General features: G+C 65.0%; 14 protein-coding genes. 9 read left to right on the top strand and 5 right to left on the bottom strand.

All coding sequences use genetic code 11. From position 1 onward, the window contains the following. Positions 1-19 precede the first annotated feature (19 nt). Genes JFU57_RS25895 through JFU57_RS25885 form a run of 3 tightly spaced genes read left to right on the top strand, consistent with a single transcriptional unit; the run spans position 20 to position 3,244 of the window. Positions 20-1,087, top strand: coding sequence for a branched-chain amino acid ABC transporter permease (locus tag JFU57_RS25895; RefSeq protein WP_201131238.1), 1,068 nt, complete (start codon positions 20-22; stop codon positions 1,085-1,087). A 54-nt stretch (positions 1,088-1,141) separates the two neighbouring features. Beyond that, positions 1,142-2,473, top strand: a complete 1,332-nt coding sequence (locus JFU57_RS25890; protein ID WP_201131237.1) for an ABC transporter substrate-binding protein — start codon at positions 1,142-1,144, stop codon at positions 2,471-2,473. Positions 2,474-2,479: 6 nt separating this feature from the next. Beyond that, positions 2,480-3,244: an ABC transporter ATP-binding protein gene (locus tag JFU57_RS25885; RefSeq protein WP_201131236.1), complete on the top strand. Its 765-nt coding sequence runs from the start codon at positions 2,480-2,482 to the stop codon at positions 3,242-3,244. 16 nt (positions 3,245-3,260) lie between these two features. On the opposite strand, the gene JFU57_RS25880 is transcribed toward JFU57_RS25885, so the two are convergent. After that, complete coding sequence (locus tag JFU57_RS25880) at positions 3,261-3,911, bottom strand: aspartate/glutamate racemase family protein (RefSeq protein WP_201131235.1); 651 nt, start codon at positions 3,909-3,911, stop codon at positions 3,261-3,263. Next, complete coding sequence (locus JFU57_RS25875) at positions 3,908-4,816, bottom strand: LysR family transcriptional regulator (RefSeq protein ID WP_078469032.1); 909 nt, start codon at positions 4,814-4,816, stop codon at positions 3,908-3,910. The genes JFU57_RS25880 and JFU57_RS25875 overlap by 4 nt, the downstream gene beginning before the upstream one ends. Before the next feature lie 137 nt (positions 4,817-4,953). Between JFU57_RS25875 and JFU57_RS25870 the strand changes: the two genes are divergently transcribed. The 4 genes from JFU57_RS25870 (at position 4,954) to JFU57_RS25855 (ending at position 11,513) form a co-directional block, all read left to right on the top strand. Then, positions 4,954-6,603, top strand: coding sequence for a GMC family oxidoreductase (locus tag JFU57_RS25870; RefSeq protein WP_201131234.1), 1,650 nt, complete (start codon positions 4,954-4,956; stop codon positions 6,601-6,603). A 37-nt stretch (positions 6,604-6,640) separates the two neighbouring features. Continuing rightward, positions 6,641-8,101 carry a CoA-acylating methylmalonate-semialdehyde dehydrogenase gene (locus JFU57_RS25865; RefSeq protein ID WP_421546589.1) on the top strand — a complete coding sequence of 487 codons (1,461 nt, stop codon included), beginning with the start codon at positions 6,641-6,643 and terminating at the stop codon, positions 8,099-8,101. Positions 8,102-8,282: 181 nt separating this feature from the next. Continuing rightward, positions 8,283-9,764: a purine-cytosine permease family protein gene (locus tag JFU57_RS25860; protein ID WP_201131232.1), complete on the top strand. Its 1,482-nt coding sequence runs from the start codon at positions 8,283-8,285 to the stop codon at positions 9,762-9,764. A gap of 18 nt (positions 9,765-9,782) precedes the next feature. Then, entirely contained in the window at positions 9,783-11,513 is a 1,731-nt protein-coding gene (locus JFU57_RS25855) for a nitrilase-related carbon-nitrogen hydrolase (RefSeq protein ID WP_201131231.1), read from the top strand. A 132-nt stretch (positions 11,514-11,645) separates the two neighbouring features. Here JFU57_RS25855 and JFU57_RS25850 read toward each other — a convergent pair whose 3' ends face one another. From JFU57_RS25850 to JFU57_RS25840, 3 genes are all read right to left on the bottom strand, one after another. After that, on the bottom strand, positions 11,646-13,070 hold the full coding sequence (locus JFU57_RS25850; protein ID WP_201131230.1) for a gamma-aminobutyraldehyde dehydrogenase: 1,425 nt from the start codon (positions 13,068-13,070) through the stop codon (positions 11,646-11,648). Between the two features lie 114 nt (positions 13,071-13,184). Next, complete coding sequence (locus JFU57_RS25845; protein WP_201131229.1) at positions 13,185-14,516, bottom strand: APC family permease; 1,332 nt, start codon at positions 14,514-14,516, stop codon at positions 13,185-13,187. Positions 14,517-14,526: 10 nt separating this feature from the next. After that, positions 14,527-15,684, bottom strand: a complete 1,158-nt coding sequence (locus JFU57_RS25840) for an iron-containing alcohol dehydrogenase (RefSeq protein ID WP_078469039.1) — start codon at positions 15,682-15,684, stop codon at positions 14,527-14,529. 371 nt (positions 15,685-16,055) lie between these two features. Between JFU57_RS25840 and JFU57_RS25835 the strand changes: the two genes are divergently transcribed. Next, positions 16,056-16,322, top strand: coding sequence for a ParD-like family protein (locus tag JFU57_RS25835; RefSeq protein ID WP_078469149.1), 267 nt, complete (start codon positions 16,056-16,058; stop codon positions 16,320-16,322). Then, a complete protein-coding gene (map, locus tag JFU57_RS25830) occupies positions 16,319-17,110 on the top strand; it encodes a type I methionyl aminopeptidase (RefSeq protein WP_078469040.1) in 792 nt (263 codons plus the stop codon). The genes JFU57_RS25835 and map overlap by 4 nt, the downstream gene beginning before the upstream one ends. Positions 17,111-17,277: the final 167 nt, after the last annotated feature.

Below are 17,277 nucleotides of genomic sequence, written 5' to 3'. Positions count from 1 at the left end.
TTATTCAAGGAATGCCTTCATGCTGTATCAAGAAGCCGGTCAACTGAGCACCACCTACGCCGCCCAATGCCGTACCTTTCGCCTGCGCCAGGACCGCCTGGGGCTGTGGCTGCTGCTGGCGTTCGCGTTTGTCGCGGTGCCCTGGCTGGGCAACGACTACTGGTTCAGCGCGATCCTGGTGCCGCTGCTGGTGCTGTCCCTGGCCGGCTTGGGGCTGAACCTGCTGACCGGTTATGCCGGGCAACTGTCCCTGGGCTCGGCGGCGTTCATGGCGGTGGGCGCGTTTGCCGCCTACAACCTGCAACTGCGGGTGCCCGGCCTGCCGTTGCTCGCCAGCTTCGCCCTGGGCGGGGTGATCGCGGCGCTGGTGGCGGTGCTGTTCGGCTTGCCGAGCCTGCGCATCAAAGGCTTTTACCTGCTGGTGGCGACCCTGGCCGCACAGTTCGTGGTGGAGTGGGTGCTGACCCGCTTCAGCTGGTTTACCAACGACAACGCTTCCGGGGTCATCACCTCACCGCCGTTGCTGATTGCCGGGCTGGATTTCAGCTCGCCCCGGGGCCGATACCTGCTGACCCTGAGCCTGGTGGCCGGGCTGTTCTGGCTCGGCAAGAACCTGGTGCGCAGCGAGCTGGGGCGCAACTGGATGGCGGTGCGCGACATGGACACCGCCGCGGCGGTGATCGGCATCCGTCTGTTCAAGGCCAAGCTGCTGGCGTTCGCCATCAGCGGCTTCTACCTGGGGGTAGCCGGCTCGCTGTGGGCGTTCGCCTACCTTGGCACCGTGGAACCCCACGGCTTTGACCTCAGCCGGTCCTTCCAGGTGTTGTTCATCATCATTATCGGCGGCCTGGGCAGCATCCTCGGCAACTTCCTGGGGGCGGCCTTTATCGTGCTGTTCCCGATTCTGCTGGGCAACCTCTGCGCCTTGCTGCCGACCGGGCTGATCGACTCCGGGCAACTGGAAAACCTGCAGAAAATGCTGTTTGGCGCCTTGATCATCGCGTTCCTGATCAAGGAACCCGAAGGCCTGGCCCGGCTCTGGCAGCGCTTGCGCCAGCGGGCCCGGGTCTGGCCGCTGCGTTACTGAACCGCCCTTGAATTCAACCACCACCCGCTACTGTCCCCACGAGGAACTGCCTACATGACTCACCGCACATCGCTGCGCCGCCTGGCGCTGGGCCTGGCTTTGCTCACCGCCGGGCTCAGCGCCGGCGCCCAGGCCGCCAACGAACAGTACTTCCCCCTGCAAAGCTATCGGGTCGGACCCTACGCCGCCGGCGGCACCGGGTTCTTCGGCGGGTTTATCGACTACCTGCAATACATCAACGCCAAGGGCGGGGTGAACGGGGTCAAGCTGACTTGGAGCGAGTGCGAAACCGAGTACGTGGTGGAGAAGGGCGTCGAATGCTACGAGCGCCTCAAAGGGGGCCTCAACGGTGCGCCGGCCGCAGCCACCAACCCGTTGTCGGTGGGCATTGCCTACGCCACCCTGGAGCGCTCCACCGCCGACAAATTGCCGCTGATCACCATCAACCACGGGCGCACCGATTCCACCGACGGCAGCGTGTTCCCCTATGTGTTCCCGCTGCAGCTCAACCCCTATTCAGAGGTCTCGGCCATCATCAATTACATCGGCCAGCGCGAAGGCGGGGCCGACAAGCTCAAGGGCAAGAAAATCGCCGTGCTCTACCACGGCTCGCCCTATGGCAAGGAAACCAACGGCGTGCTGCAGACCCTGGCTAGCAACGCCGGATTTGAACTGACCCTGCTGGAAGTGCCGCACCCGGGCAACGAGCAGCAATCGCAATGGCTCAACATCCGGCGCCTGAAGCCGGACTGGGTGATTCTGCGGGGCTGGGGGGTGATGAACCCGGTGGCGCTGAAGTCGGCGCAGAAGGTCGGTTACCCGGCGGATCACATCATCGGCAATATCTGGAGCAACTCCGAAGAAGACGTGGTGCCGGCCGGTGCCGCTGCCAAGGGCTTCATCTCCATCACCACCCACCCCTCGGGCACCGATTTCCCGGTGCTGCAAGGCATCAAGCAAAGCGTGGTCGACGCCGGCAAGGGCAACCTGGCCGACCCCAAGCGCTTTGGCACCGTGTATTACAACCTGGGCGTGGTCAACGGCATCCTCAACGTCGAGGCCCTGCGCCTGGCCCAGGAAAAATACGGCAAGCAACCGCTGACCGGGGAACAGGTGCGCTGGGGCTTCGAGCACCTGAACCTGGACGATGCGCGCTTGCAGGCCCTGGGCGCCAAGGGCCTGGTGCAGCCGTTGCAGTTGTCCTGCGCCGACCATGAAGGCGGTGGTGCGGTGCGCTTCCAGCAATGGGATGGCCAGCGCTGGAACCTGATCAGCGACTGGGTCCAGGCCGACCGCGCCTTGCTGCGTCCGATCATCGAAGCCTCTGCGGCGCAGTACGCCAAGGAAAAAGGCATCACCCCGCGCAACTGCAGCCAGGAGCAATAAGGTCCGATGAGCCAGAGCCCGGAGATCGCCGCGCCATTGCTGCGCGTAGAGCAGGTCGAAGTTTTCTACGAGCAGTCGATCCTGGCCTTGCGCGGGGTCTCGCTGCAGGTCGGGCAGGGGCAGATGGTGGCGTTGCTCGGGGCCAATGGCGCCGGCAAGAGCACCACCCTCAAAGCGATTTCCAGCCTGGTGCGGGCTGAGCGGGGGGAGGTGACCCAGGGCCGGATTGTCTACCAGGGCCGGGAAATTACCGGTGCCGACCCGGCCAATCTGGTGCTGGCGGGGCTGGCCCAGGTGCTGGAGGGGCGGCACTGCTTCAGCCACCTGAGCGTGGAGCAGAACCTGCTGATCGGCGGCTTTGCCGGGCGCCCGTCACGCAAGGTGCTGAACCAGCGGCTGGAGCGGATCTACGGCTACTTCCCGCGCTTGCGCCTGTTGCGCAAACGCCTCACCGGCTACACCTCCGGCGGCGAGCAGCAGATGGTCGCCATCGGCCGCGCGCTGATGTCCGAGCCGCAACTGCTGCTGCTCGACGAGCCATCCATGGGCCTGGCGCCCCAGGTGGTGGAGGAGATTTTCGAGACCCTGGCCCGGCTCAATCGCGAGCAAGGCTTGAGCCTGCTGGTGGCCGAACAGAACATCAACATCGCCCTGGATTACGCCCAATACGCCTATGTGCTGGAAAACGGCCAGGTGGCGCAAGCGGGCCCGGCGGCGGAACTGGCCGGGCGTGAACAGTTGCAGAACTACTACCTGGGCGCGGCGGGCTAGGGCGGCGCGGACAGGCTCAACGCCGGCGCGACAGTTCGGCCACGGCTCGGGCCAACCCGGCGACCGGGCTGCTCAGCGGTGGCGGTCCGTTGCTCACACGCTCGCTGGCACCGGCCATGGAGGCCTGGGCCAGGACCACCAGGCTGAAGCCTTCGGCATAAGCGGCACTCGCCGCGTCGGCAATGGCCTCCAGATAACCTTCGTCATCGCCGGCCTTGAACAGCGCCCATGCGCCAGGCACCAGGCGCACCTCGACCCGGGCTCCACTGCCACTGGCCGCTGCGCTGAACAGCGCCAGGGTCGGCTGCAGGGTGGTTTCCACGGCGCACAGCGCCAGCACCCGGCCGCCATGCTCGACGGCCTGTGCGGCGAGTGCCGCGTCGACCCGCAACAGCGGCACCGCAGATGCCTGCGCCGCCCCCGGCACTGCCGGGCCCAGGGTGGAACAGGTGAGCATCACCGCATCGGCCTGCTGCGCCAGTTGCAGCAGCGCCGTGCGTACCCCGTGTTCGATATCGGCCGTCAGGCCGCCGGCCTGTTCCGCCAAGGTCAGCCACTGCGGCTGCACCTCATGCAACAGTGTGCCGTCGGCCAGCCCCAGCTGGCGTGCGGCGGCTTCAAACACGGCGATGTTGCTGTGGGCGCTGTGCAGGCAGGCAATTTTCATGGGCGCTCGGACACCCGTTCGGCGCCGCGCAGCAGCGGGCTATGGTGGGTGCAGAGTTCCATCAGGTAGTCCCAGACAATCCGCAGCCGCACCGAGTGGTGCAGGTCGCGCCGGGTGCACATCCAGTAGTGGCGCTCGATGCTCAGCTCCGGCAGCACCGGGCGCAGCAAAGGGTCCTGGTCGCCCATGTAGCGCGGCAGCACCGCCAGGCCCAGGCCGCTTTGCGCCGCCTGCTGCTGGGCGATCACGCTGGTGCTGGTGAACACCACCCGCGGGTGGCGGCAGAAGTGAGTCAGCAGCGACAGTTCCTGGGTGAACAGCAGGTCGTCGACATAACCGATCCACTGCTGGGCATTGAGGCTCTCGCGCTGCTCGATCGGCGGCATGCGCGCCAGGTAGTCGGGGCTGGCGTAGAGCGCGAGGGTGTAGGGCGTCAGCTCACGCACGATCAACTGATCGATGCTGGGTTTTTCCAGGAGGATGCTGATGTCCGCCTCGTGGTTGATGATGCTGACAAAACGCGGCACCGCCACCAGTTCCACCTCCAGCCCCGGGAAGCGTTCGAACAGCGGACCCAGGCGCGCCGCCAGAAACATCACCCCCAAGCCTTCGGTGACCCCGATCCGCACCTTGCCCAGGGGCGAGACGGTCTGGGTCAGTTCTTCCTGGGCCAGCAAGGCCACGTTTTCCATGGCTTCGGCATGCTTGAGCAGGGCCTGGCCGGCGGGGGTCAGGGTGTAGCCCTGGGCCTGCTGCACGAACAGTTGACTGCCCATGGCCTTCTCGATGGCATCGATATGCCGGGCCACGGTGGCATGGGTGGTCTTGAGGCGGCGGGCCGCCAGCAGCAGGCGCCCGCTGCGGTGCAGCTCAAGGAAAAAGCGCAGGTCGTTCCAGTCGAACATGGTGGGATTTCCATCGGCAGGGCGCGAGGGGCACTGTTTAAAAACGCACAGGGGGTGTTCTTAAATGGATAGTTTTTTTTGAAAAACAAACTTATAGCATGGGCCCCGGATAACAACAAAAGTCCCGCGAGGATCCCATGCAAGCTGCTGATGTGCTCTATGACTACGTGATTGTCGGTGCCGGTCCAGCCGGTTGCCTGTTGGCCAATCGACTGTCGCAAAACCCCCAGCATCGGGTGCTGCTGCTCGAAGCGGGCGGGCAAGACAACTATCCCTGGATCCACATTCCCGTGGGTTATCTGTACTGCATCGGCAACCCGCGCACCGACTGGTGCTTCAAGACCGAACCGGAACCGGGCCTCAACGGCCGCTCCCTGAGTTATCCCCGGGGCAAGGTGTTGGGCGGCTGTTCTTCGATCAACGGCATGATCTACATGCGTGGCCAGGCCCGGGACTACGACCTGTGGGCCGAGCAGGGCAATGCCGGCTGGGCCTGGAAAGACGTGCTGCCACTGTTCAAGCGCTCGGAGAGCCACTACGCCGGCGACAGCGCCGAACATGGCGCCGGCGGCGAGTGGCGGGTTGAGGAGCAACGCCTGTCCTGGGGCATTCTGGATGCCTTTCGCGAGGCGGCGGCGCAGACCGGCATCGAGTCCATCGCCGACTTCAATGGCGGCGACAACGAAGGCTGCAGTTACTTCCAGGTCAACCAGAAACGCGGTGTGCGCTGGAATGCCTCCAAGGCCTTTCTGCGGCCAGTGGCCCAGCGCAAGAACCTGACCGTGCTGACCGGCGTCGAAGCCTCGCGCATCGAGCTGGACAACGGCCGTGCCAGCGCCGTGCTGGCCCAGTACCAGGGCCGGGAACAGCGCTTTCGGGCGCGCCGGGAAGTCATCCTGTGCTGTGGCGCCATCGGTTCGCCGACCTTGCTCCAGCGCTCGGGGATCGGCCCGCGACCGTTGCTGAAAAAGCTGGGGATCGGCGTGCGCCACGAGCTGCCCGGCGTCGGCAACAACCTGCAGGACCACCTGCAACTGCGGCTGATTTATCGCATCGGCAATGGCCGCACCCTGAACCAGATGGTCTCCAGCCTGTTGGGCAAGATGAACATGGGCCTGCAATATATGGTCAGCCGCAGCGGCCCGCTGGCCATGGCGCCGAGCCAGTTGGGCGCCTTCGCCCGCTCTGGCCCGGAGCAGACGAGCGCTAACCTCGAATACCACGTGCAGCCACTGTCTCTTGAACGCTTTGGCGAGCCGCTGCATGAGTTCCCGGCCTTTACCGCCTCGGTCTGCGACCTGCGTCCGCAAAGCCGCGGCAGCGTGGCGATTCGCGATGCCCAGTTGGGCTCGGCGCCGCTGATCCGGCCCAATTACCTGAGTCATGAAACCGACCTGCACGTCGCCGCCGATGCCATTCGCCTGACCCGGCGCATTGTCGCCGCCCCGGCCCTGGCCAGCTTTGAACCGGTGGAGTACCTGCCCGGCGCCAGCTTGCACAGCGAGGCCCAACTGCGCGAAGCGGCCAGCGCCATCGGCACCACGATTTTTCACCCAGTGGGCACCTGCAAGATGGGCCAGGGCCGGGATGCAGTGGTCGATGAGCGCCTGCGGGTGCACGGCATTGCCGGGCTGCGGATTGCCGATGCGTCGATCATGCCGACGATCGTCTCCGGCAATACCTGTTCGCCGACCCTGATGATCGGCGAGAAGGCCGCTGAAATGATCCTGGCAGATGCCGCTGCGGCCCAGCGCGCAGCGTCCGCCGTCGAGCCGGCCCTGGCCTGATCGTCCCCCACAAGAATCTATAAAAAAGGAGCTGAGCGTGAACGCCCCAACTGAAATCCTGACCCTGAAAAACTACATCAACGGCCAATGGCAGGCCTCGCGGACCGAGCACTTCGACACCGTGCGCAACCCGGCCACCGGCGAAGTGCTGGCGCGGGTGCCGCTGTCCACCGCCGCCGAACTGGATGACGCGGTGGCGGTGGCGGCCGAGGCGTTCGACAGCTGGCGCCAGGTGGCCGTGCCCCGGCGTTCGCGGGTGTTGTTCCGCTATCAGCAGTTGTTGATCGAGCGCCAGGAAGAACTGGCAAGGCTGATCACCCAGGAAAACGGCAAGAGCTACGAAGAAGCCTACGGCGAAGTGCAGCGCGGCATCGAGTGCGTGGAGTTCGCCGCGGGGGCGCCGACCTTGATGATGGGCAGCCAGCTGCCGGATATCGCCACCGGTATCGAGTCGGGCATGTACCGTTACCCGCTGGGGGTGATCGCCGGCATCACGCCGTTTAATTTCCCGATGATGGTGCCGTGCTGGATGTTCCCGTTGGCCATCGCCTGCGGCAACAGTTTCGTGCTCAAGGCCTCCGAGCGTACGCCGCTGCTGGCCCAGCGCCTGGTGGAACTGTTCACTGAGGCCGGCCTGCCCAAGGGCGTGCTCAACCTGGTGCACGGTGCCCACGACGTGGTCAACGGCATGCTGCGCCATCCCGAGGTCAAGGCCGTGTCCTTTGTCGGCTCGCAGCCGGTGGCCGAGTACGTCTACCGCGAGGCCGCTAGCCACGGCAAGCGGGTCCAGGCCCTGGCCGGGGCCAAGAACCATTCGATCGTGCTGGCCGATGCCGACCTCGACATCACGGTGAAGAACATCATCGCCGCGGCCTTCGGTTCGGCCGGTGAGCGCTGCATGGCCTGTGCGGTGGTCGTGGTGGTCGAGGAGATTGCCGATGCCCTGGTGGCGCGCCTGAAACAGGAAGCCGACGGCCTGAGCATCGGCAACGGCATGGACAAAGGGGTGTTCCTCGGGCCGGTGATTCGTGACGAACACCGCCAGCGCACCCTGGGCTATATCGAAAGCGGCGAGCGCGAAGGCGCCACCTTGCTCCGCGACGGCCGCCAGGACGCGGCCTGTGCCGGCCCCGGCTATTTTGTCGGGCCGACGCTGTTCGACCACGTGACGCCGCAGATGAAAATCTGGCAGGAGGAAATCTTCGCCCCGGTGCTGTCGATTGTCCGGGTCAAGGACCTGGCCGAAGCCATCCGCCTGACCAACCGCTCGGAGTTCGCCAACGGCGCCTGCCTGTACACCGACAGCGCCAAGGCCGTGCGCCAGTTCCGCGATGACATCGACGCCGGGATGCTCGGGGTCAATGTCGGGGTGCCGGCACCGATGGCCTTCTTCCCGTTCTCTGGCTACAAGAAATCCTTCTACGGCGACCTGCACGCCAATGGCCGCGACGGCGTGGAGTTCTTCACCCGCAAGAAAATGCTCACCGCTCGCTACTGAGCCGCCGCAAGGCAATAGCGCAATACCCATAACAAGAAAAAGGCCGTGCTCAGCGCGGCCGCAACACCTTTTCTAACTGTCGAGCACCGTCAATTTTTCTGGCTGAGCCAGCCGCTTCGGACATTTAGGGAGATACCCATGACTTGGTTCATTTCGCGCATAAAACAACAAGGAAACGCAGATGAGTAAGTTCAAAGAGTGGTTTCAGGGGCCTCAGGACATCACTGAGGCCGAGGCAGTGGAAGACTACGCCGTCGGCCGGGTGCCGAGCCGCTATCGCTGGCCGATCCCGGCGATCATCCTGGTGTTGCTGGGCAACTCCACGGCCATGTTCTGGTTCAGCCTGGGGGCTGACATGAGTTACAAGGTGGGCTGGCCGACGCTGTTGCTGCCCATCGGCTACATGGTGGTGCTGGCGACCATCATCGGTGCCTGCATCATGAAACTGGCGAGCAAGGAAGGGCTATCGCTCAACCTGCTGACCCGGGGGCTGGGTTTCGGTTACCTGGGCTCGGCGTTCACCTCGTTGATCTACGCGGTGAACTTCATCTTCTACTTCCTGTTCGAGGGCACCATCGTTTCCCATGCGATCGCGCACTATGCCGGGGTCGAGGTGGATTCGTTCAAGGGCGTGCTGATTTTTGCCAGCATCGGCCTGGTGACCATCTGGTTCGTATGGAAGGGCATGTCGTCGATGCAGTTCCTGCAGACCTGGGGCGTGCCGATCTTCATCCTGCTGTTCGGCTTCTGCCTCTATCAACTGACCCACAACTATGACGCGGTCGGCCCCAGCGGCTGGTTCGCCCGGGGCGAGGTCGATGGCACCGCGCTGTGGGTGGTGATGAACATGGCCAATGGGCAGATTGTGTTCCAGGGCCTGCTGGCCACCGACTACGGGCGCTTCGCCAAACCCGGGATCAGCCACAAGGGCACCGCCACCATCATGCTCGGGATGCTGATCCCGATTGTCGCGGTGATGCTCTGCGGCGCATTCCTGGCCTACACCCTGATGCCCCATATCCAGAGCGGCGATCCCTTTGCCCTGGCCCTGGATCCGGGCTTCGTGTTTCCGTTCGTGATTGCCCTGGTGGGGGTGATCTTCACCATCATCACCCAGATCCGGATCAACGTGATGAACCTCTATTCGGGGTCGATCGCGCTGTCCAACACCATGGACATGGCCTTCAACTACCGCCCGGGCCGGCAGTGGTGGATGGTGCTGGTGTGGGGGTTGGGGGTGGTGTTCTACATCTTCAATATCCTGCAATACACCGGGACCTTCCTCGCGATCACCGGGATCCTGACCAACACCTGGGTGTTCATCATCCTCGCCGACTATTTCGTCTGCCGCAAAATGCTCAACCTGGCGCCCAGTGATTTCGTCGAATTTCGCCGCGAATACCTGCGTTCCTGGAACCCCTGCGGCGTGATTTCGCTGCTGGTCGCGGTGGCCATCGGCGCGGCGGGCATCCTCGGCGCCTATCCGCTGTATTACGCCTCGTTCATCGCCATGCTGGTGGGCCCGCTGCTGCATGTGACCTTCACCGTAGCGACCCGTGGCCGTTACTATTTCAAGACCTTCCCCCAGGACATGCCCACCACCTGGCGCCCGGCGCAGGACTACCAGGGGCCGCGCCCGGACGGGCTGGCGGCGCAAGCCTGAATCACGGAGAAACGACCCATGAGCACAGCATCGATCAACGTCGCGGCGGTTCAGTTCGAGCCGACCCTGTTCGACAAGCAAGGCAATATCGAGCGCTTGTACGCGCTGGTGGAAGAGGCGGCCGAGGCCGGGGCACAGCTGATAGTCGCCCCGGAAATGGCCACCACCGGCTACTGCTGGCAAAGCCGCGAAGAGGTCGCGCCCTATGTGGAGCCAATCCCCGGGCCGACCAGCGCGCGCTTCGCCGAATTGGCCAGGCGCCATGGCTGCCACATCGTCGTCGGCATGCCGGAGGTCGACCCGGTCGACGACCTGTACTACAACTCGGCCTTTCTGGTCGGCCCCGAAGGGCTGGTGGGGGTGCACCGCAAGACGCACCCCTATATCTCCGAACCCAAGTGGGCGGTGTGCGGCGACCTTGAGCACCAGGTGTTCGAGACCCCCATTGGCAGGATCGCGCTGCTGATCTGCATGGACATCCACTTCCTGGAAACCGCGCGGGTCACGGCGCTGGCCGGCGCCGATGTGATCTGCCACCTGAGCAACTGGCTCGCCGAGCGCACCCCGGCGCCGTACTGGATCAACCGCGCCTATGAAAACGGCTGCTACCTGATCGAGGGCAACCGCTGGGGCCTGGAGCGCGGGGTGCAGTTCAGTGGCGGCAGTTGCATCATCGAGCCCGACGGTTCGGTACAGGCCGCACGCGACACCGGCGACGGCGTGGTGCTGGGCCAGATCGACCTGGCGCGGGTGCGCGCCGAGCGTCAGGCACGCCAGGGCCTGCGGCGCCCGGCGCTGTACAAGGAACTGCTGAACAATTCCTACACCTGGAACCCGCTGGACTTTTTCCGCCTGTACGGCCTTGAGCCGCTGCCGGCCGGTGGCGTGGCCCAGGTCGGCGTCGGCCAGTTCAACCCCGGCCCGGACAAAGCCGAGAACCTGGGGCGCATCCGCGAACTGGCCCATGAGGGGCAACGTGCCGGAGCGCGCCTGCTGGTGCTGCCGGAACTGTCGCTGAGCGGGCCCTTTGCTGGCGCGCAGATGGCCGAACCCCTGGACGGACCGAGTGTGGCCGGGTTGATTGAGCTGGCGGGCAGCCTCGACCTGTACCTGGTCGCCGGCCTGGTGGAAGCGCACCAGGGGCAGCTCTACAACACGGCAGTGCTGGTGGGGCCCGAGGGCCTGCTGTGCAGCTATCGCAAGATCCACTTGAGTGCGCAGGATCGGCGCTGGGCCGAGGCAGGCGGGCGGTGGTGCACCTACGATCTGCCCTTCGCCCGGGTCGGCCTGTTGCTGGGTGACGATGCCCTGGTGCCGGAAGCCGGCAGGATCCTGGCGCTCAAAGGCTGCGACCTGATTGCCTGCCCGGCGGCGCTGAGCGGGCCGGTGCCGGGTGCCCATGCCGGCAGCCAGATACCGCAGCAGGCACCTATTCCCATGGGGGCAGACGCGTATCACTGGCACCTGGGGCGGGTACGCGGGGGCGAGAACAATCTGTATTTCGCCTTTGCCAACAGCCAGGACGCGGCCAGCGGCAGCTTCGGCGCCAGCGGCGTATTCGGCCCGGACACCTTCGCCTTTCCCCGGCGTGAAGCGTTGGTGGAGACGACCCGTGGGGTGGCGGTGGCGAGTATCGATACCGGCAACCTGGCCAGCGGCTATGCCACCAACGTGGTGCGGCGCAAGGACCTGGTGCTGATGCGCAAACCTCACCAGTACCGGTCGTTGATCAAACCTTCGGCGCTCTGAAAGGCCGCGCCGACACCTGGCGTCGGGCGCAATGCCCACGCCAGGTTCGGTTATTCAGGGAGGGCCGCAGGGCTGCGGCCTTTGCCCGGCCGGCAGCAGCGTGGGTGCCGCTGCCGGATCTTGCCCGGCAACCTAGTGCTTGAACATCACGTGGCGGATGGTGGTGTAGTCCTCCAGGCCATACATCGACATGTCCTTGCCATAACCCGAGAGCTTGGCGCCGCCGTGGGGCATTTCGCTGACCAGCATAAAGTGCGTGTTGACCCAGGTGCAGCCGTATTGCAGGCGTGCGGCCAGGCGGTGGGCGCGACCGACATCGGCGGTCCACACCGAGGAGGCCAGGCCGTAGTCGGAGTCGTTGGCCCAGGCCAGGGCTTGGGCTTCGTCGTCGAACTCGGTCACGGAAACCACCGGGCCGAAGATTTCATGGCGCACCACTTCGTCGTCCTGGCGGGCTCCGGCGAGCACCGTCGGCTCGAAGAAGAAACCCGGGCCGTCAACGCGCTGGCCACCGGTCACCACCTCGATATGGGACAGCTCGCGGGCACGTTGCACAAAGCCCTCGACCCGCTCCAGGTGCTGGCGGGTGATCAAGGGCCCAAGCTCGGTGTTCGGGTCGTCCTGCAGGCCGTACTGGAGGCTGGCCACGGCGGCGCCAAGCTTTTGCACGAACTGCTGATAGATGCCTTTTTGCACGTAGATGCGGCAGGCTGCGGTGCAGTCCTGGCCGGCATTGTAGAAACCGAAGTTGCGCACGCCTTCGACGGCGGCATCGATGTCGGCATCGTCGAACACGATCACCGGCGCCTTGCCCCCCAGTTCCATGTGCATGCGCTTCACGCTGTCGGCGGTGCCGGCAATGATCCGACTGCCGGTGGCCACCGAGCCGGTCAACGACACCATGCGCACCTTGGGATGGCTGGTCAGGGGCGCGCCGACACTCGGGCCACGGCCGAAGACTACGTTGACCACGCCGGCCGGGAAGATCCCGGCCATCAATTCGGCCAGCTTCAGCGCGGTCAATGGCGTCTGCTCGGACGGCTTGAGGACCACGGTATTACCGGCCGCCAGGGCCGGGCCGAGTTTCCAGGCGGCCATCATCAGCGGGTAGTTCCAGGGCGCGATGGAGGCCACAACGCCCACCGGGTCGCGGCGGATCATCGAGGTATGGCCCGCCAGGTACTCGCCGGCGGCACTGCCTTGCAGGCAACGGCTGGCGCCGGCGAAGAAGCGGAACACGTCGGCGACCCCCGGCAGCTCATCGTTCAGCGCGGCGGCGTAGGGCTTGCCGCAGTTGTCGGATTCCAGGCGCGCCAGGTCCTGGGCGTGGGCGTCGATGGCGTCGGCCAGTTTCAGCAGCAGCAGCGAACGGTCCTTGGGCGTGGTCTGGGACCAGGCGTCGAAGGCGGCGTCGGCGGCGCAGACCGCGGCGTCGACCTGGGCCAGGCTGGCCTCGGGGATTTCCACCAGGGTGGTGCCCAGGGACGGGTTGAGCACCGACAGTTTTTCGCCTTCACCGGCGATGAGTTGGCCATTGATCAGCAGGCAGGTTTGCATGGGTTCTCCTGTGGGGCGGGGAGGCCGCCGCCTTGAAAAAGTCGCAACTGCCCCGGCAGGCGCATGGAGCATGCGCATGAAGGGGCCGTTACAGGGGGGCTTGGAAGAAGGGGGTCAGAGCGCCGGTTCCGGCACCGCGACACTGAACAGGCGGGTGCGGCAGGCCAGGTACACCAGGCCCAGCAGGACCCAGCAGCAGCCGAGAATCAGCGCGTCCTGGTCCAGGCTGATCAGCATCCAGCCGGAGGTGAAGGCGCCGGCCAGGGGGAACAGCACCCCGCGCAGCACGCCGGCCTTGTCGCCGACCTTGCGGTCGAAGGTCAGTTTCAGCGCGCACAGGTTGACGGCGGTGAAGGCCAGGAAGGCGCCGAAGTTCACCAGCGAGGTGGCGGTGGCGATGGTCAGGCCGAACCCGACCAGGCCAAAGGCACCGGACAGCATGATGTTGAACACCGGGGTCTTGTAGCGCGAGTGGAGCACGCCGAACAGCTTTTGCGGCAGCTGGTTGTCGCGGCCCAGGGCATACAGCAGGCGCCCGACACTGGCCTGGAACGACAGGCCGGCAGCGAAGTGGGCAATGATGATGCCGGTCAGGACCACGCCGAAGAACAGGTCGCCACCGATGGTCTTGGCGATTTCGAAGGCTGCGCCGTCGATGTTCTCGAACACGCCCGCCGGGTGTGCCAGGTACATGAAGTACGAGGAACCGATGTACAGGCTGCCGCCAATCAGGGCCACCAGCAGGATCGCCCGGGGAATGGTGCGTTCCGGCTCGACGGTTTCTTCACTCAGGGTCGACAGCGCATCGAAACCGAGGAACGAATAGGCCGCGATGGCCGCGCCCGCCATGGTCGCCGAGAACGGCACGTCGACGTTGAAGAACGGCTTGACCGAGAGCAGTCCGCCCGGGCCGTTGATTGCCGCCACGTAGTGCCAGCACAGGCCGATGAAGACCGCGATGATCGTCAGCTGGATCAGCATCAGGATGATGTTGAACCGGTTGGCGACCTGGATCCCGAGGATATTGAGCAGGGTGGTGGAGACAATGAAACCGGTGATCCAGCACCACTGCGGCACATCGGGAAAGGCCAGGCTCAGGTAGCTCGCACCCAGCAGCCAGATCAGCATCGGGATAAAGAAGTAATCGAGCAGGGCGGCCCAACCGACCATGAAGCCGATGTTGGGGTTGAGCATCTTGCGGGTGTAGGTGTAGGCCGAGCCGGCTGCGGGGAACACCCGCACCAGGCGACCGTAGCTCAATGCGGTGAAGATCACGCCGATGGACGCCACCACGTAAGACAGCGCCACGGTGTTCTGGCTGGCCTGGGCAATCACGCCGTAGGTGCCGAATACGATCAGCGGAGCGATGAAAGCCAGGCCGAACAGCAGCACTGAGACCGGCCCGAGGGTCCGGCGCAGATGAGGAGAGGAAGTCGATGCGCTCATGGGTCTGGCCTCAAGCTGAGTAGTTGTAGGCGGCGCGGATCACATCGAGGTAGCTCTCGACGGACATGTCTTTGATGTTGCTCGCATCGGAAATATTGCTTTTGGACTTCTGCGCGATGGCCAGGAAGTCTTCTTCGCGCACCCCGGCCACATCGGCGAAACGCGGGATGCCCAGCTCCCGGTTCATGCGGAACAACTGCTCCACGGCCGCTTCGGCTGCAGCCACCGCACTCAGGTTGGGGTCGATGCCCAGGGCGTAGGCGACATCGGCGTGGCGGCGCAGGTCGGCGTCGCGGTTATGGCTGAACACAAACGGCAGGAAGATCGCATTGCCGACCCCGTGCGGGGTGTCGTACATGCCGCCGATGGCTTCGGAAATGCAGTGCACGCTGGCGATGTCGGCGTTGCCGAAGGCCATGCCGGCAATCAGGCTGGCGATCAGCATCTGTTCCCGGGCCTCGCGGTTGTCCGGCTCTTGCACGGCGGGCTTGAGGTGTTGCGCGATCAGGCGGATGGCATGCAGGGCCAGGCCGTCGCTGATGGGGTTGGCCGGCTTGCCGGTGTAGGCCTCGATGGCGTGGGTCAGGGCGTCCATCCCGGTGGCGGCGGCAATGTGCGGCGGCAGGGTGGCGGTGATGTCCGAGTCGAGCAGCGCCAGGACCGGGCCGATGCGGTAGTCGAGCAGGCTCATCTTGAACTGGCGGCGGGTGTCGGTGATCACCGAGAAGAAGGTCACTTCGCTGCCGGTACCGGCAGTGGTCGGGATCGCCACGATCGGCAGCACCGGGCCCTTGAGGGTAAAGGCACCTTCATAGTCTTCGACCCGGCCTTCATGGGTCAGCAGCACGCTGATGGCCTTGGCCGCGTCCATCGCGCTGCCGCCACCGACGGCCAGCACGCCGTCGATGCCCTTGCCGCGGTACAGCTCGGCGGCACGGTTGACGTCTTCGCTGCGCGGGTTGGGCTTGACGTCGGCGATCTCGTCATAGCGGATCCCGGCCTGCTCCAGGCTGGCGTAGATGCTGTCGAGCAGGCCGGCGTTCTTGACCCCCGGGTCGGTGACCAGCAGCACATGGCGCAAGCCGAGGCCGGTCAGGTATTCGCCGGTGCGCTGGCGCAGGCCGGGCTCCATGACGATTTTGGTGGGTAACAGAAACTGGAATTGCATGGGTAGGTTCCTCTCGCTCTCTGGCGCTCTTGCAATGTTGTAGTTATGGCAGACGAGTCAGGGCGCCGCGTGTGCGGCCAATGCTGGTTTTTTATTGTTCCGGATGCCGATCGGTCGAGCCCGTGGGGCTGGCATCTCCAAGGCTGCGCGGCGAGCGCAGACCGGTATGGATCGAGAGACTAAGACCCGGGGGAGCAATCGACAAATACTAAAAACTCAAGGGAGCATTCGATTTAATCGAATGCTCGGGGAGCGCCTCGTTTGGCAGCGGTGCCCAGCGCTGCAGCTCGGGCAGATTGCAGCGCAATTGCAATTGCGTACTGCCATCAGGCAATATACGAAACATATACACTTCGTATCAGGTGATGTTTGTGGGAATCGTCAAAATTTCAGACGCCATGCATGAGAATCTGCGGGTCGCCAGCCATGCCCTCAGCCGTTCGATCAATGCCCAGGCCGAGCACTGGATGCGCATCGGCATGCTCGCCGAGCTGTACCCGGACCTGGACCACAGCGGTATCTGCCGCTTGCTGATCCGCGCCGAACAGGCCGGTGGCCTCGACCTCAAGCAACTGAGCGAGCTGGCGGAGACGTCTCGCGGCGCCACCATGCGTGCCGTCGGGGGTGCCCGCCCATGAATGGCAAAGTCGTGTTGAAGACGCGCGAGGAAGTGGCCCAGTCCAAAGTGGCCGGCACCTTGGCCGCCGAAGTCCTGGCCATGATCACGCCCCACGTCAAGGCCGGGGTCAGCACCGATCAGCTGGACCAGATCTGCCATGACTACATCGTCAACGTGCAGCGGGCGATTGCCGGGAATATCGGTTATCACGGCTTCCCCAAGACCGTGTGCATCTCGGTCAATGAGGTGGTGTGCCACGGCATTCCTTCGGGCCGGGTGCTCAAGGACGGCGATATCGTCAATATCGACATCGCCGTGGTCAAGGACGGCTGGTACGGCGACACCAGCCGCATGTACTTCGTCGGCGAGCCCAGCCCCGAGGCGCGGCGCCTGGTCGCCACCACCTATGAGGCGATGTGCGCCGGCATCCGCACCGTGCGCCCGGGCGCGACCCTGGGCGATATCGGCCATGCGATCCAGAGCGTGGCTGAGCGCGACGGCTTCAGTGTGGTGCGCGAATACTGCGGCCACGGCATCGGCAAGATCTACCACGACGAGCCCCAGGTGCTGCACTACGGCTACCCGGGCCAGGGCCTGAAGCTGAAAGCCGGGATGATCTTTACCATCGAACCCATGCTCAATGCCGGCAAGCGCCACGTGAAGACCCTGGCCGATGCCTGGACCGTGGTGACCAAGGACCACTCGCTCTCGGCCCAGTGGGAGCACATGGTGGCGGTGACCGACCAGGGTTTCGAAATCCTGACCCCGTGGCCGGACAGCGTCGAGGGCTTTCCCGCGATCGTCTAGCGCGGCGACGCGCTCCAGCCCGGCTGCGCAACGCCCCCATCGGCCAGCACCGGTGGGGGCGTTTTGCCAGGAGGGAGGCTGGCTGCACGGTGGGGCCGGCCGCCGATTGGACAACAGCCCGGCGCGGGGCGGTAAACTGCCGCGCAGATTTTTCCTTACTCACTCCT

This window comes from Pseudomonas sp. TH07, from assembly GCF_016651285.1.
Taxonomy (GTDB): domain Bacteria; phylum Pseudomonadota; class Gammaproteobacteria; order Pseudomonadales; family Pseudomonadaceae; genus Aquipseudomonas.
Note: the sequence above shows the minus strand (reverse complement) of the source record. Positions and strands in the feature narration are given on the sequence as shown.